Raw genomic sequence first — 23,432 nt, forward strand, 5'->3', positions numbered from 1 at the left:
ATCCAATATTGTCCCGGGAAAACCGGTGAACACCCAAGTAAACGTTTTCCCGCATTACGGCGAAGCCTTCATGGCGGGCTACAGGAAGCTTATATTATACACAGACGGAAAGGGGAATATTCGTTAACGCCTTGTCCACGTCATCAACCAGTTTATTGCGGTGGGTATCCGAAAAGAAGCATGACGCGTGACCATGGCGCCATTTGGAAACAAGCAATTGCACACCAAGCGCAATACCCAGCGTCGACACCGCTAAAAAAACATTACCAATCAGCGGCCCCCAGGTGCGGTGATGAGACATGTTGTCGTCCTGACTGTGGAGAAGATGACGAAATCCGTTGCGGAAAAGATCAAAATCCTTTTGGGTAATGCCGGGATCCTCGTCTTGCAGCGTCTCTTGATGAGTGATGACAAACGCATCAACGCGGCGTTGCAATTGCTCTGATAAATCGATTGCGGTTTGTCCCGCTTCGTGATCGTCGTTACTTATAGTTTCTCCATATGTTTTCAGCAAGTCGATTTTATCGTATAAATTCCTCATACAACCTTTGAGTTGTTCATTGGAGATCCTTGCTTTAATCCCCAGTGCCTCATTATGATCAGGCAGAGGGAGAATATGTTCAGGCGCAAGATAATCTTCGGGAACAGCCTGCTCATTCGCGTACAATCCAACCATAATACGGCTTAACAGCGACTGTAATCGACGGCCGGGCACCATGGCATAGTGATCGTTTATCCAACTCGATACCACCGTACTGTCGCCATGAGCCGAGTACTCATCCAGCTTGCCTTTTAGTTCACGAACAAGTTCCAGACGACGCGTACTATCGGAAGCATTGACCATGTCTTTTACGCCATACTTGTTTTTACGCTCCGTCAGATAAGCATCCAGTGAAGATTTACACTGAATAGCCCACTCCTTTCTTGCCAGGTAACGCTCGGCAACACCATCCAGAATGCCTTGTTTCCTGTCGTAGCTGTCACGTAACTCCTGTAAATTCACTTGTATGGTGGCAAGTTCTTCCAAGCTATCGTCACTGGCCGGTTTGAGTTGTTCCAGAGAAAATTGCATCTGGCGCCACTGTTCTGTCGTAATGGCGTTCAGAAACTTAGCGATGTTGTCAGTAACCTCACCATTGGCTTGCAGAGTGGCCTGATCTTCATTAAATTCAAGATCACGCAATCGTTGCGCATGTTCGTCCAACGTTTCGGACATTGTCCCAAATACCCGCGTTGTCTCTTCAAACAGTGAAACTCGCAGGGTATTACGATGTGAGGCGATAGTAAGCATCTGCTTGTTCGTTACCGCCTGTTGTTCGGGAATCATTTCAGCATCACCCAGTTCCTTAATCTGGTCAACCAGGGTATCGAACTGCTCTTCCTCATCGGTAAAATCCTGATCCGCCTTGAAAAAAGCATCCAGACCGTTCCTGATTGCCATGAATTCAATCGCAGGGGGGAAATCTTCCATGCGCTGGAGTTCTTTTTGTATCTCGACCAACTTTTCAGAAATCACCTGAAACTGCGAGTTATAATACCTTCCGGCGGCGCCTCTCATCCGCTCGAGAGTTTGCTTCATGCCTTCTGTCAGTTTCCGTAACGTCTCTGCAAAATTTTTGTCGTTTCCAGAGTCCGACACTTTTCTGCTTACTAGTTCAAAAGCTTGCCGCAATTTTCGGAAGCGATTATAAAAATGACTTATTCCGGCAGAGGACGATGATTCCACAAGTCTGTCACTGTCTGTGCCAAACGAGAGTATATCTTTATTCAAGGCTTGATAATCGGTCTGCCAGGATGCCAGCAACGTCAGTATGTCTACGTTGTCACGCAACGCCCTGATCTCCATTGTTTGTTCGTCAATGTCTGATACTATTCTTTTCTTTTGTTCAACAAGCCGTTTAACCGTTTCCTCAAGCGGTGTCTGCTCTCTCCTGGCCGTATCAATGGAAGAGTCCAGTAATTTTAATTCGCCGCAAGATCTGGATAGCGCCTCATGCTCTGCCGTAAGCTCCCCACGAATTTCACCGTATTGCCGGAGACTTGTGATATCTTTTATGAAATCACATGCCCCTATTCGTTTTTTTACCAATTCCTCAAACGCAAGCATTTTTTGGCTAACTTCTGCCGTGGAACCTTTTTTCAATAAAACCGCCTGTTGTTTGCGAAACGCTACCCAACCCGGGATTTCTTCAGGATCCACATCGAGAAGTTGCAAAAGCTCGTACCATATTTCCTCTTCACTTTTGCCTGTTTTATTGAATATTGCCTTGACTCGGCTGACACGACTTTGAAACGGATAGCTTTCAGCAATGGAGGAAAAAGGAATACCTTCCTTGTGCGCTTCACAAGCTATCAGGATTTGCCTAAGCCAGTCATGCCGGCCTCTGACGATTTCAAAATCAACGGTTGCGAAAACAGAAGACATGGTTTCCCACGCACACTCCCATCTGTTGAGATGGTATCCCAAGTGCTCTTGAATACCTGAAGCTTGCAAGCTGCCTGTGAAACGGATGGTATAATCGGTAAAGAGAGGCTTTAAGTCGCTCATTGCCATAAACAGAGCGACCATCCGATTAGCCTTATCCATAATATTCTTTTCTTTTTCGGAAATAAGACGTGGTGACTCTTCCAGAATTTGACCGCATTGCTGTAATTTTAGTTCTTTCCTATGCTGCTCCAGGGCAATGTGCGTTAATTGCCCTTGATTTTCTTCCAGTTCACGCTGCTTTTCGCTTAACTCGCTTTGTTTCTTTTCAACAATTTCGTTGATACCCTCCGGATTCACCGCACTCATTTCCTCGGCAAATCGTCTGCCCTCTTCTATTTTTTGTTGCAGCGAGTGCAGCGATTGGTTATGAAGGAATATCTGTTGCAGCTGATCGTTTATCTCACACGCCAATAAAGTCCAGTCCGGCTCGGAAACATCCTTGCTGTAAGGCGTCTCGCTCATTTTGCCTCGCCGCGTTTCGACCATTTCTGCGCTGCTTTGCAGCACTGATTTTTTACGATTGTTTTCTTCTATCTCCCGAGCAATTGCTTCTATTTGTTCCTCCCCGGACTCGGGCAAGACTGTTGCCTTTTTTGATGAGGCAAGTTCTTTAACTTGTCTGGCAATCTCGTCGTAGTCCTCTTGCCAGAGTTGTCTTGCTTCCTCGATGAGTTTGGCACGGGCAGACACCAGCTGTTTCTTGATTTCCCCGGCTTTTTGAATAGTTTCGGTTAACACCTGATTCAGATCGGCGTGCACCGTCATCTCCTCCATGTCGTTCTTGCCGTCATCATAAACGATCAGGTATTTCGGCAAACCTTCGTTTAAATAAGAACTGTCCGGGGACGATTCGCTATGACTTTCCTCTTTTAATTCCGGATAAACAGAGATTAAGTCATTCAGCGTCCGCTCGTCATAGCTTGTCATTCTTTGCTTAAACGAAATAATATCTTCTCTGACCGCTTTTATCTGTTTGTCAATATCGTCAATATGCTTGCCCAGAACCTCCTGTTTTTCTGACAGCACCATACCTTCTGCAATCCGCTCTTCAGACAAGCGAATGATTGCAGATTCGTGACTGGACAAAGTATTGGTTTGTTGCTGCAATTCAAGCGTCGCAAACGCTCGCATCACCCTTCCCTTTTTTATTTCATCTTGCACATGAGAGGTCTCTTTATAAAAAGTCAGGTAACGTTTCAATTGCTTAAAGAGGATATTTTTAAGTGTCGGTTTCAATTCACGATAAGTATTTTCCAGATTACGAACTTTTGTAAAACCCCGAAATCCTGATTTATAAGTATAAGGCGCGTCTTTTGTTCCGGCGTAAGTAAAAACCAGGGGGAAAAAACGAGTATCTATATCGGGCGCTTCTGGATCGAGAAAAGTGAGCATCCGGGCTAACTCATCCGGCATGTCCTGCAAAACGGATAGCAAATCCATAACCCACTTATACATTATGGGATGACAGACAAGAAAATCCAGCGGAAACCGATCACGCAACAATTGCGAGTTAACGCACGACAACAAATCTTTCGCCAGTTTTTTCTGATCTATTTTGTGCGTTTTCTTATCCAGAAAAGCATTAAAATCATAATCGTCAATCAATTGTTCCACTATTACAAATAATTCCTCTAGCGGGGCATTAGGGATCTCCATTACGGCGGCAAAACGTTCTTCACTATTCTTGTGAAGCTCAATTTTCATTTGTGTCTTTAATTTGCCAATGTCCTCTTCGCAGGTAAACTCCCTGATTGCAATGGTAGCTATGGCATCGGTGATAATTTGACTAAAATGCGTCTCTATTGCATTGTAAAACCTGGATTCAATTGTTGAAAAATAGTCAATATTAGCGAGAAGTTCCCTGAATTTACCAAGTTTGGACTTTAAGTCCCAAAGTCCCGGTTTTTTGCCGTTTTCATACAAAGGAATTAAATCGTCTTTTATTGTATTTACTATTTCCAGTAACTTGTCTGTTTGAGCTCTGGAATAGGTAAGCTCCAGTGAACCCGGCTCTTCTGGATACTCATTTTGAAGATCCAGAATTTTCAAATGCAATCGATTCAACCAACCGTTTAAAGGACTGTCAGCAAACGTTGTATATCGGGTATTGGAGTCACGTCCCATAAAATTTCTACCGTTCTGTTTAATTGGCGCTACTATATGATATGCAACTTAAGGAATTATTAATATATCTGCTTGTGATTAAGCCACATTGCTTGTTAAAAAGTCAATGAATTCATATTCCTACAATTTTTATTTTTTAATAGAAATAGGTTTACTTATAGCAATATAATGACTCATCGTACTTTTTCTGTCCGGATCTGCCCCGCAATACGGCTTGCCGCCTCCTTGCGGGCTACTGATATTTTAAAATCAACTCTGTAAAAAAGGTTGAACAGCATGGAACAATGCAATACGCGTCGAATATTGCTAAAATGCCTGCCAATCTATCATTGGCCACAGGTTCTGCCTTTAAAATGGGTGAAAGGATTTTAAATCCCGGATGAAATAACATGATGTCAAACGCGGCAGACAAAACACCTGTTCGGATAAAAAACAACAGGTTTATCCATCATCGGAAAGACTTGTGGTTTATCTGTTTTATTTTATTGATATCCCTGTTATTGCACCTTTTCTTTCTTTCTGAAAAAAACCTGCTTCCTGAGGAAGCCTATTACTGGAATTATGCCAATCATCTTGATATCGGTTATCTCGATCATCCTCCCATGGTTGCTTTCCTCATCAAACTATCAACCACTCTTTTCGGGATCAATGAACTTTCCGTGCGGATCACAACGCTCGTTTGCTGGTTTTTTACGGCCTTATTCAGTTTTAAATGGTCTGACAGGATAGCCGGGCAATCCGGACTCTACGCGCTCCTCGTAGTGGCTATATTGCCATTTTTCTTCCTGCAATCCTTAATCATAACACCGGACGCACCCTTGATTTTATGCTGGTCTGCCGCACTCTATTACCTCTATGGCGCATTGGTTATGGAGGATACCCGTTCCTGGTATGCGGCGGGGATCTGGATCGGATTGGGGTTGTTGTCCAAATACACCATCGTATTACTTGGGCCTGTTACCTTGCTTTACATGGTTATCACGCCATCCGCCCGCTTCTGGTTTTTCCGCAGGGAACCTTACCTTTGCGCACTCATTGCCGGGCTGCTGTTTACCCCTGTTATATACTGGAATGCCACGCATGAATGGATGTCTTTTGTCTTTCAGTTCAATCGCCGTATCGAAGACATCAACCATTTTTCTTTTTTGTCATTTATTGGATTATTGGCCCTTTTTTTATTACCGCCCGGCGTTGTTCATTTATGGCAGCTGTTAAAAAGCAATCTACCAGACACGAAACGTCATCATGAAAACACCTTACAGTTCTTAAGGATTTATACTTTCTCACCGTTGTTGTTTTTTGCCTTTTTCAGTATCCGCCATGAAATAAAATTTAACTGGATAGGACCGGTGATTCTGGCTTTAATCCCCTGGATGGCGTTGCTCATTGCCCGACATTCAAAAATCAGGGCAATCTGGTTTTACGGCAGCACAGGCATGCTTTTGATTTACGCTATCCTGATTAGCATGATAACCATAGGTTCGCCGACAATGGTTTATCAACAGTTATTCCGAAAATTTATTGCCTGGGATGATCTCACGCAGCAGTTACATGCCATAGCAAAGCAGGTTGAAAGCAAAGCGGAGGCACGTCCTGTTTTTGTTCCTCTGGAACGTTACCATATCAGCAGCGAACTGTCTTTTTATCAGGCCAGATTACAGGCCGATGGACGCTTAAATCATGCGTATCCGATTATCAGTCGCCATATTTTCGGTGAAGGCAGCTTAATGTATTCTTATTGGGACGGATTTCCCAATCTTGCCGGGAAAAATCTGATTTTAGTTTCACAGGATCGCGATCATTTTGACAACCCCAACCTCACAAGGCAAATTCTTGTGAAATCCCCTTTAACAATGATTTGGTCGCACAATCCGAATCACCATACCCCACTCAAACCTTATTATTATCAAATCGTGCGAATGAAGCAGAACACGCTACAGAAAAGCACGCCATGAATATTTCCGATAAACTTTCCTGCCAATTTCCGGAGGAGATAAGTACTCCGGGTTCCGTTAACGAAATTAATTAAGGCTGCAAAAGGTGTGTGATTTACCCTTTTTTTGTAATATTTCTTGTAGCCCGCCATGAAGGCAAAGCCGTAATGCGGGATTAAGGCAGTTAGACATGAAACCCGCAATACGGCCACAGGCCTCCTTACGGGCTACGGATTTTTTACAAAAAAATGGTGCCAGGACATTTTTGTTCACGGAACCTGGGACTTGTTGGCTCCTAAGGTCAGATACGCGTTTTTATCCGTCCATATCAGCCGGGAATAAATGAGATAATTAAAAATAGATCCCACCGCAATCCCGGTCAGTATACAAATATTTTCCCTGAGATAACCGGAACCCAGATACCTCAACCCTAATTGCAGCCAGTAGCTTTGCAAGCCGATCATTACCAGAGTATACCCCGCAAATGAAAAAAACGATTTGATTTTCCTGCCGGATTTGGCAGGCGATTTTCTTTTGAACGTAAAACGGTTATTGAGCGTGAAATTATTGACTATGGCTGCCAGAACCGCGAATTGCGTCGCATTGACAGGGCTTATATTATGGCGCAAGACATTATAAACCAGGCACTGAATCATCATACCCGACGCACCTACCGCACACATGCTGAAATAACGCTGTAATTCATGGAGGCGTAAAAGCATCAATACCCTCAGGGAATCAAGGATGCTGTTAGCCGGTAATTTGCTATGACCTTTTGCCCTGTCTACGAACACAATAGGGTATTCCGCTATTTTGGCTTTGTTTTTATGCAACGACCACAACAACTGTAATTTGTAAGCATAATGGTTCGATAAAAATTGCGTCGGAAGCGTTTTTAGTAATACTTCTCTTCTGCTGGCCCTGAAACCGGACGTAAAATCCCTATACCTTGGCGTCAGAAAAAAACGCGCCACAAGATTACCCATCACTGACAAGAATTTACGATGCACCCCCCAATCATCCGGTATACAACCTCCCTTGACATAGCGACTACCCACTACGACATCGCAGGTGTCCAGTGTTTCAAGCATCGGTGCTATATATTTGGGCTGATGTGATAAATCGGCGTCATACTCCATGACAATATCCGCTGATAATTCATCAAGGGCATAGCGCATGGCTTGCAAATAGGCCGCTCCCAAACCGGATTTTTGCGGTTCCGTTTTTAATAATAATGATTGATAAGTCCGTTGCAAGGTTTTGACTATAGCCTGGGTTTTGTCGGTCGAACCGCTATCAAACACCAGTACCTGAACCGTTTTGGGTATATCAATGATGGCTTCAAAAACACGGTGCAGCGTTTCTTCAATAACGAGTGCTTCATTATAGGTAGGAATAATAATAACAACTTTTCCATTATTCATTACAAAACGCATCTCCTTTGCCCATATATACAAAATTGGTGGATTTACTCTCCTTGAGGTACCTCGATCAAAACACCTCAATATAGGAAAGTCAAGGGGATGGCGCAATGATGCGTGCGGTTATCTATTGATAATTCAAACTATTTTTTTTGTGTCCAAGATGACATATCAACAAGAGCCAGGTTCCGTGAGCAGAGCCTAGGGCCATTAACAGCCGATCTTCTATAATTAATTTAGGCTTACGACGGCCTTGCGCTCTCTCAGTATCTCTACCATTTTTTCAAAGGTAGACCGCTTCACACCTGTTAGGCGACGGAACTTTTCATCTTCCAGTCCCTTTATTCCTACATATTTCATTACTGCTCCTTATTTTGGAGCTTTTTAACAGATTTTTCCTATGGATGATAGTTTCCGAAGAGGTCTATTACTTATAAAGATAAATTTGCTGAGCCGGTATATAGCAATTTAAAATCACATTTTAATTGTTTAAGTGAATTTTCTAACTCATCAATTTCTTTATAAGTCTGATTGATTGTATTGGATTCAATGATATCATTGTCTTGTTGCAACGACACGATATCCTGCTGCAATTTGGCAATATTATCTAGTGCCTTATCCGCATTCAACACGTGGGTAAAATAATACTATTCTAAAAGAAATATTAGCAGAAATGGATAAACATCTTGAATTGTGCAATCTGAAGAGATACTTTTCGTGCTGATGTTTTTTATCAGTACAGGAAGTTATGAAAAAATATATAGTGCGCCTGTCGCCAGAAGAAAGGGTTGAGCTTGAAGGAGTAGTGAAGAAACTGAGAGGTAGTCCGCAGAAAGTAAAGCGCGCACAGATATTGTTGAAAGCAGATGTTAATGGGGTCAACTGGCCTGACGCCAAGATAGCCGAAGCATTTGACTGTCGCATACAAACTGTTGAGGATGTACGCAAGCGTCTTGTATTGGAAGGATTTGACACTGCGCTCAATGGAAAAAAACCAAAGAATCCACCCCGGGCAAGACGGCTATCTGGAGAACAGGAAGCGCAATTAATAGCGATGCGTCTTGGAACGCCACCTGGTGGGTATGGAAGCTGGACTCTGAGTCTTCTCAGGGATGAAATGATAAGACTCGAGATAGTGGATACCATAGGCAGAGAAACGATCAGGGGCATTCTAAAAAAAACGGTCTGACCCGCAAGAAACTTGAGTACTGGGTTATTCCGCCAGAATCGGACGGTGAATTTGCGGCAGGCATGGAGGATGTTCTTGAAATTTACTCACGCTCTTTCAATCCACTGGTACCGGTAATTTGCATGGATGAACAACCTATCCAGCTTCTGAATGAAACAAGAACACCGATTTCAGCAACAAGACATCATCCAAAACGCGTTGACTATGAATATGAGCGGGCAGGAACGGCATCCATATTCATGTTTACAGAACCCCTTGCTGGAACCCGGACGGTTAGCGTGCGTTCTCGCCGCACAAAGATAGATTGGGCTATAGAAATGGAACAGTTGATACGTACCCAATATGCAAGTGCTGACAAAATTATTCTGGTTTGCGACAACTTGAATACGCATACACGCGGTGCATTCTATGAGGCATTCCCTGCGGAAAAAGCACGCGAAATTGTGCGGAAAATCGAGTTTCACCATACCCCAAAACATGGTAGCTGGTTGAATATTGCAGAATGCGAGCTCAGCGCCATGACCAGTCAGTGTATCAATAACAGACGGTTTGGCAGTATTGAGCTTTTGGCAGAAGAAACACGCGCTTGGGCACAAAAAACAAATCAGAAGCAGAAAGGGGTTAACTGGCAATTCAGCATCGATAATGCACGTCACAAACTGAAATCAATTTACCCACGCATTGAATGCGGATAAGGCACTAGTAGGGAATTTATATCTGAATCAATATCTTGAGAGACTTTACATTGAAAATCATCATGAATAGCTGTTTGTAATTTTTCAATATCGTCTCGTAAGTATTCAAAGTTTCTAAGCATCGCTTCAATATTATTTTCTTTTAAATCTGATTGTATATTAGAATAGCGCCGCATCATGCTTTTAAATTGCTTTTTATAAATTAGCGAATTGTTAATATCAGAACTATCAGAAACCATGTTAATTTCTTGATCTTCATCATCGGGCACTTTCTTCTGATTAAATAAGCGGTATTCAGTTCCAATTATGATAGATGGCGCATTTACGCGGTGCTTAACTTTATGATGCCACCGATTAACAAGTACATGTAAACTTTCCAATTCAGATTTCACTTGACTCATTGTGGGTCTTAAACGGGGATCTTCATTAAGTAATCTTTCAATTAAATCCTTAAATTGCTGACCTATAGCACCTTTAAATGATGAATGTTTGGCATTAAACTTTAATTTTCCATTTTCATCCAATAAGCTGTTGAAATCAAATTTACTTATAACTATATCTTTTGTTGGGGTTTGAGTAAGATAACAATAAAGACCAATCCCCAGGCAATAGGAATGCCAACCAGGAATATTTATTTCGTCATTATAAATAAACTCTGGAGGCACATAGCCCTCCGTTTTGCAAAGATCGTAATCAGTTGAATCAGTTTTAACAAATGATTTTGTATCTGAGACATTAATTAGCATATTTTTATCAAGTAAGAAGTTGGCAATTTTCATATCTGGAAAAAATATATCTTCACGCTCTAAAATAGATATAAAATCCGCCAACTGGGTAAATATAAAACATGCTTCATCAATATTAATCTCATCTTGATGAATTCCATAACTAGCAATATCACCGTTTTCATAATAGTCCAGTAACTCTAAATTGCTACTGGTATGGCTAATATCAAAATCCTCGAATTCTATTCCAATATAGTCTCTATAATAGGGTTTAGATATATATTTTTTTGCATCTGTTTCCAACAATTTTTGGCTGATTAGAGTCGACTTCTGGTCAGGGTTCAATTTAATAACAAAACTTTCATTATTATCTAAATTTGTTACTTTAAAATTAAAGGCATTGCCTCCACCAAGGAACTTAATTTCACTATTACCTAGTGTTTTCATGATAAAGGGGATATCTTGGAAAAGGTTTTCAGTCAATCGTTCTTTTAATATTATATTTTCTTGTTTGAGAAAATTGAAATCATTCATTATGTTTTTTATTAGATTATATACTTCATCAGATAGATGGAATTTGTCTGCTAAATCAAGGCTCCAATCGTCGATATTAAACTCTTCCTTATCCATTTTATCTCTTATGTATCTTTTGCAATCATCAGGTATATCCGGAGTATATTTTATAAATTCTGCTAAATTTTCCCATCCTTTCTTATATGATTTATATAAATATGCTTGGTTTTTTAAGGCCATGTAAAAGTCAATAATATGATTTCTATTTGCTTTAAAAAACAAAAATTCAAATAAATTCTTGCATGTGTAATTAGAAATATTTGTGCCATAAATCTCATCAAATCCAACATTATACTTCCTGATTCTTCCGGATAGCTCATTATTGAAATCAATCAGTTTATTTTGTAAGTCATAATAGTAACTGGTTATTTCAGGATAATTTGAGTATTTAAGAAATATTTGAGGGTCTAGTAACAAGCTGATCGACTCCGAGCTTTTTTTTAGTTCTATAAACAGTCGTTTCCTTTCACTTTTTCCTTTACCAAAGTAATTATAATCTTCAACAAGTTTATTATGATGGCTTAATTGTTTTTGTATTTTTAATACAGCCTCATTAACTTTTTTTTCAAATCGTTTATTCTTGATTTCAAATTTTATGAAGCGAGCTTTTATTTTGCGCATATCAAATCCGAAATCATTGACATATAACTGTCGTTGCAACCATTATTAACCTAATAAATGTACCTATATAAACCTGTTATAATTGGCTGTTTTCAGGCCTATTTACTTATATAGTATAGTAGGAGATTTTTATCTTATCTAATAAGGGGGAATGGTCATAAATAACAGAGAGTGACAAAGCACTTAGTGATGCTAAATAAATCATTGAATTTTTTGGTGGAGATGTTCGTAGTAAATTTAAAATGGATTTAATTACTCTAAGCGAAGGTTTTTTCACGTTGACTAAGTCGGGTTGTTTTATTGATTAGTTCGACACACGGTTTATATGATCATTAAAGATAAATTTAAAAAAATTAAGCTGTTCAAAGGCAATAGGTAAAGATCGAGTTGAAATTACTATAAAAATCATCCTATATATCGACCGTTTTTTGAGTGGACAACCAGTCTTCATAAGTCAGGGCAAAGCGAAAATGATCTTGCTATATCCCATTAATGTTTAAATATCTTGGGGAAAACCCTTCCTTTAAAAAACCGTTTTTTGTTACAAGATAGATCGATGCGGTGTTGGTTGGCTGGATATTGGCTTCTATGCGATGAAGTTTCAGGTTTTCAAAAATTTCATGCAAAAGAAGCTTTAGAGCCTGACTCATCAGGCCTTTACCGGCAAACTCAACGGAAGCATAATAACCAAGATAGGCGCTTTTAAACACCCCTCTAATTATTTCGTTGATGTTAAATACACCAATTATGTTTTCATTTTGATCAAACGCAATAAAACTTTTATGGTTCTTCTTGTGGCTTTTGCTCAGATAATGATGAAATTCTTCCAGATTCTGAGGGGCTATGACAAAAGGAGAATGAAATGCTTTGCTTTTATGCATGGCTTTAAGAAACCGCGTTTCATCTTGGGCGCAAGGTTTACGTAAATAGATGGTAACTGGCATATTGACTAGGAATGTTTAAAGCATATGAGATAAAAAATAATGATATCATACCATGAAATATAGAATGAACTTCGGCGCTCTTTTCCCGCCTTTATATTCTAATAAACTGTTTATGTGAAGAAAAATTCGATACATTTCCAACATTAAGAAGCAAGGACTATTCTATGACCACCAACGAGGAATTTGGTAACACAGTTGATCAGCTAATCAGCCTTGAAGCAAGAGTACCAGTACTGGCCCAAAACGTACTAAAACCATTAATGGATGCTGCCCGTAACCTAGTCGGCAAGCGATCGGTTACCATGGCTGCTGCAGATGGTCTGGTTAATAGACTTAAAAAAGGTGACGTCTTGTTTATCATCACCGGTGCAGGTACTAAGGAAACATTAGACCTCTTCGGAAACTATCATCCATAGGAAAAATCTGTTAAAAAGCTCCAAAATAAGGAGCAGTAATGAAATATGTAGGAATAAAGGGACTGGAAGATGAGTTGGTGCTTATCGATGCAACGGAAACACCGATTGAACGACCAAAAAAAGACAAAAACATTTCTATTCAGGTAAAAAGAAACGCCACACGTTAAAAACTCAACTAATAGTTGATAAGAAAAGCAAGCGTGTAATCTGTACAAGTTTCAGTAATGGGAAACAACATGATTTCAGGCTGTTTAAAGAATCGGGAGTTCGAATACATCCTGAAATTAAAACGCTTACAGATACTGGATATCAAGGAATAGGTAAGATTCATCCTAACTCAGAGTTGCCTAAGAAAAAGACAAAGAAAAAAACATTAACAAAAGAAGATAAGATTAAAAACCGAGCGTTATCGAGCGAACGGGTATTAAATGAAAATGTTATAGGCATGATTAAAAGATTTAAAATTGTTTCTGATCGTTACCGAAATAGGCGAAAACGATTTGGATTGAGATTTAACCTGATAGCTGCAATTTATAACATGGAGTTAGCTGAATGAAAGTTTCCGAAGAGGTCTATTGTCATCTTCGCGCAGGCGGAGATCTATTTTAACGTGAATGGATTCCCGATTTCTCGGGAATGACAGAACTTAGGGTCTGTAAATAATTTTGTGTAATTGGTCATAGTATATAATCTGCCTATTTTCAGACAGGCATTGAAGAAGAGACAAACTATGACTCATGATATAGATGAATTGGCCAAGGAAATAGCCAAGACGTGTAAAACGCAAGAAGACTTCACTGAGTTTTTTAAACAGCTAAAGCGTCGAGGCTTAGAGGCTGCGCTATCCGGAGAACTTACGCATCATTTAGGCTATGACAAGCATGCCAAGGCTGTTGAACGCAAGAGCAACAGTCGTAATGGGTACAGCAAGAAGACTATTCAGGTTAATGAAGGCGAAATGGAAATTGCGGTGCCACGTGACCGAACAGGCACATTTGAACCTCATATTATCCCTAAATACGCTACCCGCTTTGATGGTCTTGATGAAAAAATCATTTCATTTTATGCCCGAGGTTTAAGTACACGCGACATCCAAAGCGAGCTTGAAGAAATCTATGGTACAACCATATCACCCACATTGATTTCAAGCGTGACAGACGCGGTTTTATCAGATGTACGTGCCTGGCAGGCAAGGCCTCTGGATAGTTGCTTCCCCATTGTTTATTTGGATTGTATTGTCGTTAAAGTAAAGACTGACAAAGGTATTATTAACAAATCCGTCTATTTGGCATTGGGTGTTAATACAGATGGCTACAAAGAACTTCTGGGCATGTGGATTAGCCAAAATGAAGGCGCAAAATTTTGGCTAAACGTACTGACAGATATAAAAAATCGTGGCCTGGATGAAATATTTATTGCGTGTGTTGATGGACTTACTGGATTTCCAGAAGCCATTGAAACAGTATATCCACACGCTAAAGTTCAGCTTTGCATTGTACACAAAATTCGAAATTCATTGGCTTATGTCAGCTGGAAAGACCGTAAAATCCTTGCTGCTGATTTAAAAACAATCTACAGTGCCAAAACACTCATTGAGGCTGAAATGGCGCTGGAAGCATTTTCTGAGAAATGGGACGACCAATACCCATCCATAAGCTCCTCATGGCGCAGAGACTGGATACGTATTACCCCATTTTTTGATTATCCAGCTGACATCCGTCGAGCCATATATACGACAAATGCCATCGAATCGTTGAATATGACTTTGCGAAAGGTAATTAAAAATAAAAGAATGTTCCCATCTGACGAATCAGTTTTTAAATTGCTCTATCTTGCGATTGAACGAATTGCTCGGAAATGGACAATGCCGATCCACAACTGGAAGCCAGCTATGAATCGGTTTATGATCGAATTCGGTGATAGAGTTACTGAATAATGGAATGGCTAGTTACACAGAAAATTTTACAGACTCAGAACTTACCACAGTAGTACTAGCAATTATAGCCAATCTCATCTTCCGAGGCCGCCAAATCCAGAACCTCATTAACCCATTCAGCCAAACCATCCAGCCTCCTTGCCTGCGCCCCTTGCTGAAAACTCAATGTAGTCTGGTTTACCGAACTGTCTGACAACGTACCCGATAAAGAAATTTCGGCATCCTTCCTCATTTTTTCCATTTTCTCATTAACTCTCTGGTTTCGCTTGTGTTGCGAATGATCCCGAGCTTCAACAACAAAGCAATATTTACCAAGCGATTTGGACAATGTTTCCTGCTTTTTGTTCACAATATCATTACCGTTCTGGCTATCGGCTAATTTCTCCAGATTTTTCTGCGATTGCATCGTCCGCAATAGCCGAACAGGCAGGGAGCCAGCCACCACCCGAAAATTGAAAATCCTTTTTGACTCAACCGGATCGTCTTCATAGACATCTTTCATATTTTCCATAGTATTTTCAAGTTCTGATTGGATTCGCTGCTCACTATTCATACAGCGATGAGCCTGCATATAGGTATACAAATCCTGGTATTCGTCTTGATTAGATAACATGCTAATGTTATCCAGGGCAAAATAAGCGCATCCCCTGCCCCTTTCCTGCAACGTTTCAACGGGCAAATACACGGTAAGCTCACAAAAATGACTCAATTCCCCGAATTTGATGATATTGCTTAGCGCCATCGCCAGAACAAACGATTTTTGAATTCCTAACGGATCGCAAATTAAAATATCAAGTTTGGGTTTGTCTTCGTCAGCCTTGAAGGCAAACTCCAGAAAAGACCAGTGATTCAGAACAGGATTCAATTTGGAAAAAGCGATCTGGAAGCGAACATCGTTTGTATTACACTGTATAATGGTACGTATAATTTCATCAAGCTGATCAATTTCATTGCTGTTCATCGCAAACGCGTGAAACGGCTTTTCTATTTGTTGCCGGCGTAACCCTTTAAGATGAAGCGCAAAGGCGACAATATCCTCGCTGATATTTCCAGGACTCCCAAAATTATCAAGAAGATCATTGAATTCGGTTTTTTTTCTCATTTCGACCCATACTATTGTGACACCAATAAGATCAATTATTATACTATTAAATTAGTTTGAATTCTACTTGTTTTTTTATTGTGTAAGTATTTATTACGAGTTGTGTACCTCAAATCACCGGATACCTTTTTGGTCGCGCACGAGGGAAACGCCGCAAAATTGTTGCAATAAATTTCATTTGGTGTAATATTTACGCAATCATGAAATCAAAACGCATCTACATCATTTTCGGTCTGGCCATCTTGCTGGTCGGTCTGTCACTATGGTTTGCCAGGCCTGAACCTGTCAAGTTGCATCCGATTTTGTTTAAGCAGCTTCCTGGCTGGAAAGAAGCCGACTTAAAAAAATCCTTGCAGGCGTTCAAAATCTCCTGCCGAACGTTCATGCGGCAAAACCCGGACAACCAGGCAGGCAGTCACAAGATCCCCTTAAAGGTCAGAGACTGGCAACCGGCTTGCAAAGCCGCTCTGGCCATGGATTCCATAACCGACGAATCGGCCAGATCCTATTTCCAGACCTGGTTTACGCCGGTTGAATTCAGGGACAATCGCACGGTCAAAGGACTTTTTACCGGCTATTACATGCCGTTGCTGCAGGGCAGTATAGTCAAAACCAATGAGTATAACGTACCGATTTACGCGCTACCCGATAATCTTGTCAGCGTCAATTTAGATGAGTTTGGCCAGGACTATCAACACAGGCGGCTAACAGGACGACTCAAGGGCAATCAACTTGTTCCCTACCATACCAGAAAACAAATTAACCAGGGCGCCATTTTAAATCATGCCGAAGTCCTGGTTTGGGTCAAGAGCCCTATTGATCGATTATTCCTTGAAATTCAGGGATCCGGTGTCGTGCAGTTACCGGATGGCCGCCGCCTTTACCTTGGCTATGCCGGCGAAAACGGTGCCGCCTACACCCCGATTGGCAGCGTTTTGATTAAACGGGGCGCCATGACTCGAAAAACGACATCCATGCAAACCATCAGGGCTTATCTTGAAGAACACCCGGAAGAAATAGAAACCGTCATCAATCAAAATAAATCGTTCGTCTTTTTCAGAATTTTAAAACAATCCGCCGCTCTGGGCGCACAAGGCGTCGCCTTAACACCGGGCTATTCCCTTGCCATAGACAGAAAATGGATCCCGTTAGGCGCTCCCCTTTGGCTGAACACGACAAGACCCGATGAGCAGCATCAGGATAAACAATCCTTGCGACGTCTGATGATTGCCCAGGATACCGGGGGAGCTATTAAAGGTATCGTGCGGGGAGACGTCTTTTGGGGCGCTGGACAAAACGCCACGAATATTGCCGGAAAAATGAAAAATGACGGTCATTACTGGCTGCTCCTGCCACGCCACACCATTCCCCATCTCCCGGAACTAACCGGTTAAAAATCGCTTATCTTGCAAGACCATCCCGGTTAGTATCATTTATTTTTCAAGGAGGATTCCTGAAAAAAGATCCATTGCGACTGCCATAATTTAAATAAAAATAACCGATTTTCCTGGTGGTCAAGAAACGGCGCTAATTGCGTTTTCGTCACGAACCGATGATCAGCCACCAACCGTACCAATTCCCTATCGGCACCGACCGAATCCCGGCATTGGCCGTTAACAAACAAAATTACGTTGGGCGAGGTGTCACTCTGTTGATAGGCAAAACGGCAAAGGGAATTACGAATGAAACCCTTACTTTTGTGCAATTGCATAACGAATTGTTCCATATCGGCCGAACCTTCTTCCTCAAGCGACAATAACTGCTCGGCTTGCTCATCAAGCCGGGTCACAAAACACCCGAACCATTCCCGCAATTTTTTATCGTCCGAGAGTAAGGTCAGTAACGTATTTTTAGCCTGGTCAATGGCTTGAACAGGTATTTCCGACGCACCTTTCATCCCGGCCCAGCAAGGATCCTGATAAAGATGCCTGATGTGATGTTCCGCCAGATATTCTCCGAAACCCTCCCATAGTTCCCGGGCCGGATAGCTGCGATAACCAAATGAATAGGTGATACAGTCCGGCGACAGGGAAACGCCGTTATGACCGATATGGGGTGGCAGATAAAGCATATCTCCTTCTTCAAGGATAAATTCTTCTTCCACCAGAAAATTATCCATAATCCGTAAAGTCACATCCGGCAGATAATTGTCAGGATTACAATGTCGCGACGTTAATGACCACTTTCTACGGCCTTGGGCCTGAAACAGAAACACATCGTAATGGTCGTAATGAGGACCGACGCCCCCTTGCTCAACCGCGTAACTTACCATCACATCGTCCACACGCCATTGCGGTATGAAATCAAAATGATCAAGCAGCGACGCGACCTCCGGAATAAAACGATCAACCCCCTGAACAAGCAGGGTCCAGTGCGTCGCGGGCAATGTTTTAAAATCATCCTCATTGAATGGGCCGCGCTTTAAATGCCAGAATGGTTTTTTATCCGCCACATACATCACCAGACGACTTTCCACTTCGTCCTCCAACGCCAGGCCAGCCAGTTCATCGCCGTTGATCGGACTGACAAAAGCCGGAATGGCTTTGCGAATAACCAGAGGCTTTTTCTGCCAATAGTGAGTCAGAAATTCGTTTACGTCCAACCCCTGAAAATTTATCATAACCGTCTTTTACCTCACCAGTAATAATCACGAATTAACTGAAATCGTAATAAAAAGCTATTGTATTGCAAGTTAGGACTTTGATATATCCGGTAACCATCTTCTATCATTTGAAACGACCTTTTAGTATTATTTTTATGCAATTTGTATTTATTATTGTCTATAATTTATTATGGTGGCCTGACATAAGGAAGAAATTATGGACAAACAAGGCGTTTGTGAGTTTAAAAGTCTGCCTGTTTTTCTCTCATCCATTCTCTTTTTGATAACGCTCTGCTTTAGCAACCAGGTGAATGCCGGAGAAAATCGTTCGGAATTACAACGTTCCGTTTTGCAAACGGCGGCACCTAACCAGTATGCGTATTATTACGGCTATGGGTACCGTCCCCGTGGTTACATCTATTATGGCCCGCGATATCGTTCCAGGTATTACTGGACCGGAGGGCGAGTGTATTATCGTCATGGCCTGCGTTGTCAGCGGCGATGCCTGGTGAACCGCTGGAATGGCGTTGTCGTACGCTGCGTAAGACGTTGTTACTAGGTTCTGTGCACCAAATTAATTACGGCTGTAAAAAGGTGTGTGATTTGTCCCTTTTTTGTAATATTTCCTGTAGCCCGTCATGAAGGCGAAGACGTAATGCGGGATAATGTTCACTTAGGCACTCATCTGACTCATGCCACAATATTGGGAGGCATGAAACCCGCAATACGGCCGCAGGCCTCCTTACGGGCTACTGCTTTTTTGTAAAAAAAATGGTGGCAGGATATTTTTGTACACAGAACCCGGGCTCTGTGAACCTAAGGCAAAATTTTATTTTGGCTGTCTATTGAAAACATCCTGTCCCAATAATTCTCGGGGCTGCGGCCGCCCCTGGACCAAAACGAAGGCAGCAACCCCTTGCTATATAATTGCGAAGAAGTCACTGGACGATCAGCTACCTGCGTGTTTATCCTGAACAGGGAAAAAACACTGTTTTTAAGGGATTTCACCGAATTGGACGAATCCTGACGGCCACAGGCAGCAGCGGGAATCTCCACCTTGGACGATGTTTTCCAATAGTATTGTGCTCGATGAAATGTCTTATTCAAATGCTCCGGCAAGGAGAAATCCTTATTGCTTTCCTTCCTGATGAATTTTTTGATGAGTTCATGTCTTGATTTATGGCACCTGTATAACTTCTCTTTCGGCCTTACATCGTTTATATCACGATTAGCTTCCTCGCCTAAAACGTCATTTAGCGGTGTGATTTGTCTTGATACCAGAAACATGGGCATTAGATCATCGGGATGTTTATAAGCAGCCATGCGTTGATTTAACATTTTGTAATTGCCGCATGGCGATATCAGCGTTAAGAGATCATCGTATTTTTTCTTACAGGCGGCAGGAAGCTCATTATCACATTTCAAATCGGTATTCAGCGCGACAAGGTAAAAACCAACCAGAGCCGCACCGTCGTAATTATGCCGCTTCAGTAACAGTTCCGCGACGGTTATCCAGCGGCGAAACGCATTTAACCGGGAATCCCTGTTGGTATGTTGCAGAATATCGTTTTTGATGTACCACTCTAAAACCCCATACACAGCAGCATACTGCTGCTGTTTTGCAGTTCTCTTGTTTGCTTTGGCAAAACCTTCGGTGTTGACATAATCTTCATAACCAAAGCCCTCAATAGCCTCCCTGAGTTTTCTATCTATTAACGTGGCATGATCACGAGCGATGGCGTTTTCCACATAACTGTACAAAATACGCGCCTTACTGCTTCCGGCAATGGCCTTTTGCATAGAGGGGTCGGCAATCATGGTGTCCCATGTTAACGGAAAAGAATCTTCCTTATTTAATTTTTCATGCTTTTTAAGCCAGGCCAAAAAAACATTATTACCTGTCGCAACCATCCCAAACACCCTTTGCAAATTTATTCCAGACCTCACTATTCAATTTATTTTACCCCGCGTCAAGCCTTCTTGTTTCCAGTGAAGGAAAACCCAACAGAGCAGGGAGAAAAACAACAGGAACTACTACTGTTTCCATTTAATTTTGCCAGGTTAACTGTCATTCCCGCGAAGGCGGGAAACCATTCCTGATGTGGCTCAGTGCTTGATTCAGTATGGATCCCCGCCTTCGCGGGGATGACAAAAAGACAAACATTCTGTGCAAGCCAACCTGTCAAAACTAAATGGAAATGGTACTACCCTGCTGTTCACGCAAAATAATCAATAAGTCCGTTTGTTTTTTTAATCGGAACAGGCTCCTGAGACGACACTGCGTCGGAATCCGGCCCGGACTGTTCCAGGGTTGGGGATGAAGAATCCTGATTGGCCGACTGACGTTGTCGATGATCGCTGGATTCAATAGTAACCTCCGTCAGATTCACACCTTGCTCCGCCAACATGTCTTTGAGGCGAGGAATCGCCTGCTCTATCAAATCACGGACATGCGTACTATGCGTGGCGATGGATAACGACGCGTCTTCTTTATTAATGCTGATATTGACTTCCAGTGGCCCGAAATCCTGGGGATTAAGCCTGATATGCGCACTGTTAATTTTCTGTTGGCCAAGCCAGACAATCTGTTGGTTAAATTGCTCGCTCCATTCCGGTTTGAACACATGAGCGGGTAATTCCATGTTTTTAGCCGGCGGATTATGTAAAGACATCTCCGACGCACGCAACCCGCTGGTAAACGAATTTACAGATGAGACAGGCTCGTGTTGTTCCTGATTACCATTATTATTCTCAGTAACGCCCTCAATGATATTCAACCTATCGTCACGTTGTTTCATATCCGAATCAAAACGGTTGATTTTCCCGTAGGCACGGTCAAAATCAATGAGTCCGGTCGTTTTTTTATCCGTGTTGATTTGATCGTCGTCCGTCACATGCTCCGGAATTTTTATCTCCTTCTGTGGTGCCTCCATAGCGGCCTCTGTTTTAGTCAATTGCCGGATAACGGCAATATCCGCGCCTCGCACCCGATTTGAGGACGACTGGTTAGTCGACGCGTCTGGTAATTCGTCATCCCGAATCATGTCATCAAGATATTGAGCATCCTGCGTGACAACGTCTTTGGTCAATACAAAAGCATCCGGTTGCGCCGGGATTATTTCGGACTGTTGCGAAGTCAACATATCTTCATCAGACACCGGCGTAACCGGTGTTTCAACAAGCAGGAAAGGCGCAATAACATATTGCTTATCGGAATCCGCTTCGGAATTACTATCAGGCTTTTCAGCGGTGTTGTTTGCGGTGGACAAATCCTCAACTGGCTTTTTTACTTCCTTGTCAGTCAGTAATGCTGAAATCATTTCGAGAAACGAATCACTCTCCAGTACGGGTTCACTCTCGCCGTCACCGGACACCGTAACAGGCTCTTCCGCATTGATGATCGGATTTTTTAACGTTAAGAGGCTTAAATCGATCATGAAAGTTCCTTTATCCGGCCTAGTGATATTAGTCAGGATTCTGCAAAAAACATACCAGAATGTTGGATTCTGTGCACTTATCAATTAATTGTTAACAATTATTACATTGAAGTAAAACTGGCCACGTTGGTCTTCTGGGAACATTTTGACCATGCTAGCCTTGAACACAATTGTTTTTAAGGGAGTTAAATCATGATTACTTTTTTTCAATCCGAACAACGCGCCAAACAACAATCCATTGAAAATGCGCGAAAAATAATGGCCAGGGTGAAAAACAAACGCTTGACTCCATACCAGGAACACGAACACTTTCATTCTCTTTTGCTGTTGTTGAACGAACGCGAGGCTGCCTTTGAATCCCAGATAGCGCGTCTTGACGGCGAATCATCCAGACAAGCGTTTACGGCCGGTTACTACGAGTTCGCTAAAACCGTAGAGTACTGCCTTCTCAGACCGCAACAATGTTCAGACTATATAGAGAGTTACTTTGACTCATCGGATTATATCGCGACCGGAGGCCCGGACGGCGATTATTCCCATACCATCTACGACGATATTGCCACAGGTATCTTGACAGCCAGTGTAGTCATGATGACTATTGGTGGCTTTGCTCTCCTTTTCAATCCCCTGGCGGCTATCATAATCCTGACTATCGGAGCAACGTTTGCCGCCCCCAGTCTGTATTACCACTATGCGGAAACAAGACCTAACGAATCAGCGATTCAGAAAGAGGAAAAGACGCTGTTTCAGGAACTTGAAACCGTCATCAATCCCATGAAAACAACTTGCGGCATGGAGGTCATGGAAGATATGCCAACAGGCAATTCTCCGATCCTTTGCTAATGATTAAGGTTTTGTGACCAGGCTCTGTGAACCAATTTTTTCCGATCGAAAACAAGGCAACTATTGTTGCGCAACAACTAATAATGTCTTGTAGCCCGTCATGAAGGCGAAGCCGTAATGCGGGAAAACGTTCATAAGTGGCACATCAAACCCGCAATACGGCCGCAGGCCTCCTTACGGGCTACTGTTTTTTCGCAAAAAATGGTGCGAAGAAAATTTTTGTTCACAGAACCTGGGGCTGTAATTTTTGCAGGTGGTTTTTTTGACCAGTTAGATCAAAGCATAACATCTGTTAAAAATAATTTTCCGTCGTGGTTCATGAACCATGAAAAATTGTTCTTTTTCGGCTATGATTAGCACTTTTGAACGCAGGAGTGCTTGC

Annotated in this window: 16 protein-coding genes and 2 pseudogenes; 9 read left to right on the top strand and 9 right to left on the bottom strand. The window is 42.0% G+C overall.

What is annotated here, in order from left to right; all coding sequences use genetic code 11:
- Positions 1-94: 94 nt before the first annotated feature.
- Positions 95-4,612 carry a hypothetical protein gene (locus CKW05_RS09110; RefSeq protein ID WP_058484138.1) on the bottom strand — a complete coding sequence of 1,506 codons (4,518 nt, stop codon included), beginning with the start codon at positions 4,610-4,612 and terminating at the stop codon, positions 95-97.
- Positions 4,613-5,001: 389 nt separating this feature from the next.
- Here CKW05_RS09110 and CKW05_RS09115 point away from each other — a divergent pair, with 389 nt between their 5' ends.
- Complete coding sequence (locus CKW05_RS09115) at positions 5,002-6,567, top strand: glycosyltransferase family 39 protein (protein WP_058484137.1); 1,566 nt, start codon at positions 5,002-5,004, stop codon at positions 6,565-6,567.
- 248 nt (positions 6,568-6,815) lie between these two features.
- Here CKW05_RS09115 and CKW05_RS09120 read toward each other — a convergent pair whose 3' ends face one another.
- Positions 6,816-7,970 carry a glycosyltransferase family 2 protein gene (locus CKW05_RS09120; RefSeq protein ID WP_058484136.1) on the bottom strand — a complete coding sequence of 385 codons (1,155 nt, stop codon included), beginning with the start codon at positions 7,968-7,970 and terminating at the stop codon, positions 6,816-6,818.
- Positions 7,971-8,169: 199 nt separating this feature from the next.
- A pseudogene (locus tag CKW05_RS15555) lies at positions 8,170-8,327 on the bottom strand (IS5/IS1182 family transposase); the annotation flags it as partial.
- Between the two features lie 388 nt (positions 8,328-8,715).
- On the opposite strand from CKW05_RS15555, the gene CKW05_RS09130 reads away from it, so the two are divergent.
- Both CKW05_RS09130 and CKW05_RS09135 read left to right on the top strand, forming a co-directional pair.
- Positions 8,716-9,156 carry a helix-turn-helix domain-containing protein gene (locus CKW05_RS09130; RefSeq protein ID WP_058484135.1) on the top strand — a complete coding sequence of 147 codons (441 nt, stop codon included), beginning with the start codon at positions 8,716-8,718 and terminating at the stop codon, positions 9,154-9,156.
- Between the two features lie 26 nt (positions 9,157-9,182).
- A complete protein-coding gene (locus CKW05_RS09135; RefSeq protein ID WP_231950738.1) occupies positions 9,183-9,851 on the top strand; it encodes an IS630 family transposase in 669 nt (222 codons plus the stop codon).
- Here CKW05_RS09135 and CKW05_RS09140 read toward each other — a convergent pair.
- Positions 9,827-11,770 carry a protein kinase domain-containing protein gene (locus tag CKW05_RS09140; RefSeq protein WP_095140621.1) on the bottom strand — a complete coding sequence of 648 codons (1,944 nt, stop codon included), beginning with the start codon at positions 11,768-11,770 and terminating at the stop codon, positions 9,827-9,829. The genes CKW05_RS09135 and CKW05_RS09140 overlap by 25 nt on opposite strands.
- A 479-nt stretch (positions 11,771-12,249) precedes the next feature.
- Positions 12,250-12,651 (bottom strand): GNAT family N-acetyltransferase, encoded by a 402-nt coding sequence (locus CKW05_RS09145; protein WP_231950430.1) that lies wholly within the window; start codon positions 12,649-12,651, stop codon positions 12,250-12,252.
- 227 nt (positions 12,652-12,878) lie between these two features.
- Here CKW05_RS09145 and CKW05_RS09150 point away from each other — a divergent pair, with 227 nt between their 5' ends.
- The 3 genes and pseudogenes from CKW05_RS09150 to CKW05_RS09160 all read left to right on the top strand — a co-directional run bounded on the left by CKW05_RS09150 (position 12,879) and on the right by CKW05_RS09160 (position 15,066).
- On the top strand, positions 12,879-13,130 hold the full coding sequence (locus tag CKW05_RS09150) for a hypothetical protein (protein WP_058483855.1): 252 nt from the start codon (positions 12,879-12,881) through the stop codon (positions 13,128-13,130).
- Between the two features lie 71 nt (positions 13,131-13,201).
- A pseudogene (locus tag CKW05_RS09155) lies at positions 13,202-13,686 on the top strand (IS5 family transposase); the annotation flags it as partial.
- 174 nt (positions 13,687-13,860) lie between these two features.
- Complete coding sequence (locus tag CKW05_RS09160) at positions 13,861-15,066, top strand: IS256 family transposase (protein WP_095140585.1); 1,206 nt, start codon at positions 13,861-13,863, stop codon at positions 15,064-15,066.
- A 55-nt stretch (positions 15,067-15,121) separates the two neighbouring features.
- On the opposite strand, the gene CKW05_RS09165 is transcribed toward CKW05_RS09160, so the two are convergent.
- Complete coding sequence (locus CKW05_RS09165; protein ID WP_058482726.1) at positions 15,122-16,168, bottom strand: hypothetical protein; 1,047 nt, start codon at positions 16,166-16,168, stop codon at positions 15,122-15,124.
- A 200-nt stretch (positions 16,169-16,368) separates the two neighbouring features.
- Between CKW05_RS09165 and mltA the strand changes: the two genes are divergently transcribed.
- Positions 16,369-17,562, top strand: coding sequence for a murein transglycosylase A (gene mltA / locus CKW05_RS09170; RefSeq protein WP_058482725.1), 1,194 nt, complete (start codon positions 16,369-16,371; stop codon positions 17,560-17,562).
- 35 nt (positions 17,563-17,597) lie between these two features.
- Here mltA and CKW05_RS09175 read toward each other — a convergent pair whose 3' ends face one another.
- The gene (locus CKW05_RS09175) at positions 17,598-18,788 is read right to left on the bottom strand and encodes a cupin domain-containing protein (protein WP_058482724.1); all 1,191 of its coding nucleotides are present in this window, start codon (positions 18,786-18,788) and stop codon (positions 17,598-17,600) included.
- A gap of 199 nt (positions 18,789-18,987) precedes the next feature.
- Here CKW05_RS09175 and CKW05_RS09180 point away from each other — a divergent pair, with 199 nt between their 5' ends.
- On the top strand, positions 18,988-19,329 hold the full coding sequence (locus CKW05_RS09180; RefSeq protein WP_058482723.1) for a hypothetical protein: 342 nt from the start codon (positions 18,988-18,990) through the stop codon (positions 19,327-19,329).
- 257 nt (positions 19,330-19,586) lie between these two features.
- Here the strand turns inward: CKW05_RS09180 and CKW05_RS09185 are convergent, their stop codons facing one another.
- Together CKW05_RS09185 and CKW05_RS09190 are read right to left on the bottom strand one after the other, a co-directional pair.
- A complete protein-coding gene (locus CKW05_RS09185; RefSeq protein ID WP_058482722.1) occupies positions 19,587-20,681 on the bottom strand; it encodes a RasGEF domain-containing protein in 1,095 nt (364 codons plus the stop codon).
- Between the two features lie 305 nt (positions 20,682-20,986).
- Complete coding sequence (locus CKW05_RS09190) at positions 20,987-22,207, bottom strand: flagellar hook-length control protein FliK (RefSeq protein WP_058482721.1); 1,221 nt, start codon at positions 22,205-22,207, stop codon at positions 20,987-20,989.
- A gap of 192 nt (positions 22,208-22,399) precedes the next feature.
- Here CKW05_RS09190 and CKW05_RS09195 point away from each other — a divergent pair, with 192 nt between their 5' ends.
- Positions 22,400-23,050 carry a lpg1689 family Dot/Icm T4SS effector gene (locus tag CKW05_RS09195; protein WP_058482720.1) on the top strand — a complete coding sequence of 217 codons (651 nt, stop codon included), beginning with the start codon at positions 22,400-22,402 and terminating at the stop codon, positions 23,048-23,050.
- The last annotated feature ends 382 nt before the right edge of the window (positions 23,051-23,432 follow it).

It is taken from the genome of Legionella spiritensis, assembly GCF_900186965.1.
Lineage (GTDB): Bacteria > Pseudomonadota > Gammaproteobacteria > Legionellales > Legionellaceae > Legionella_C > Legionella_C spiritensis.

Bases quoted from the DNA above. Each gene is read 5' to 3' on its own strand.
- mltA (WP_058482725.1), top strand. From the start codon at position 16,369: ATGAAATCAAAACGCATCTACATCATTTTCGGTCTGGCCATCTTGCTG.
- CKW05_RS09150 (WP_058483855.1), top strand. From the start codon at position 12,879: ATGACCACCAACGAGGAATTTGGTAACACAGTTGATCAGCTAATCAGC.
- CKW05_RS09180 (WP_058482723.1), top strand. From the start codon at position 18,988: ATGGACAAACAAGGCGTTTGTGAGTTTAAAAGTCTGCCTGTTTTTCTC.
- CKW05_RS09190 (WP_058482721.1), bottom strand. From the start codon at position 22,207: ATGATCGATTTAAGCCTCTTAACGTTAAAAAATCCGATCATCAATGCG.
- CKW05_RS09140 (WP_095140621.1), bottom strand. From the start codon at position 11,770: ATGCGCAAAATAAAAGCTCGCTTCATAAAATTTGAAATCAAGAATAAA.
- CKW05_RS09195 (WP_058482720.1), top strand. From the start codon at position 22,400: ATGATTACTTTTTTTCAATCCGAACAACGCGCCAAACAACAATCCATT.
- CKW05_RS09175 (WP_058482724.1), bottom strand. From the start codon at position 18,788: ATGATAAATTTTCAGGGGTTGGACGTAAACGAATTTCTGACTCACTAT.
- CKW05_RS09165 (WP_058482726.1), bottom strand. From the start codon at position 16,168: ATGAGAAAAAAAACCGAATTCAATGATCTTCTTGATAATTTTGGGAGT.
- CKW05_RS09120 (WP_058484136.1), bottom strand. From the start codon at position 7,970: ATGAATAATGGAAAAGTTGTTATTATTATTCCTACCTATAATGAAGCA.
- CKW05_RS09145 (WP_231950430.1), bottom strand. From the start codon at position 12,651: ATGCATAAAAGCAAAGCATTTCATTCTCCTTTTGTCATAGCCCCTCAG.
- CKW05_RS09110 (WP_058484138.1), bottom strand. From the start codon at position 4,612: ATGGGACGTGACTCCAATACCCGATATACAACGTTTGCTGACAGTCCT.
- CKW05_RS09130 (WP_058484135.1), top strand. From the start codon at position 8,716: ATGAAAAAATATATAGTGCGCCTGTCGCCAGAAGAAAGGGTTGAGCTT.
- CKW05_RS09160 (WP_095140585.1), top strand. From the start codon at position 13,861: ATGACTCATGATATAGATGAATTGGCCAAGGAAATAGCCAAGACGTGT.
- CKW05_RS09185 (WP_058482722.1), bottom strand. From the start codon at position 20,681: ATGGTTGCGACAGGTAATAATGTTTTTTTGGCCTGGCTTAAAAAGCAT.
- CKW05_RS09115 (WP_058484137.1), top strand. From the start codon at position 5,002: ATGATGTCAAACGCGGCAGACAAAACACCTGTTCGGATAAAAAACAAC.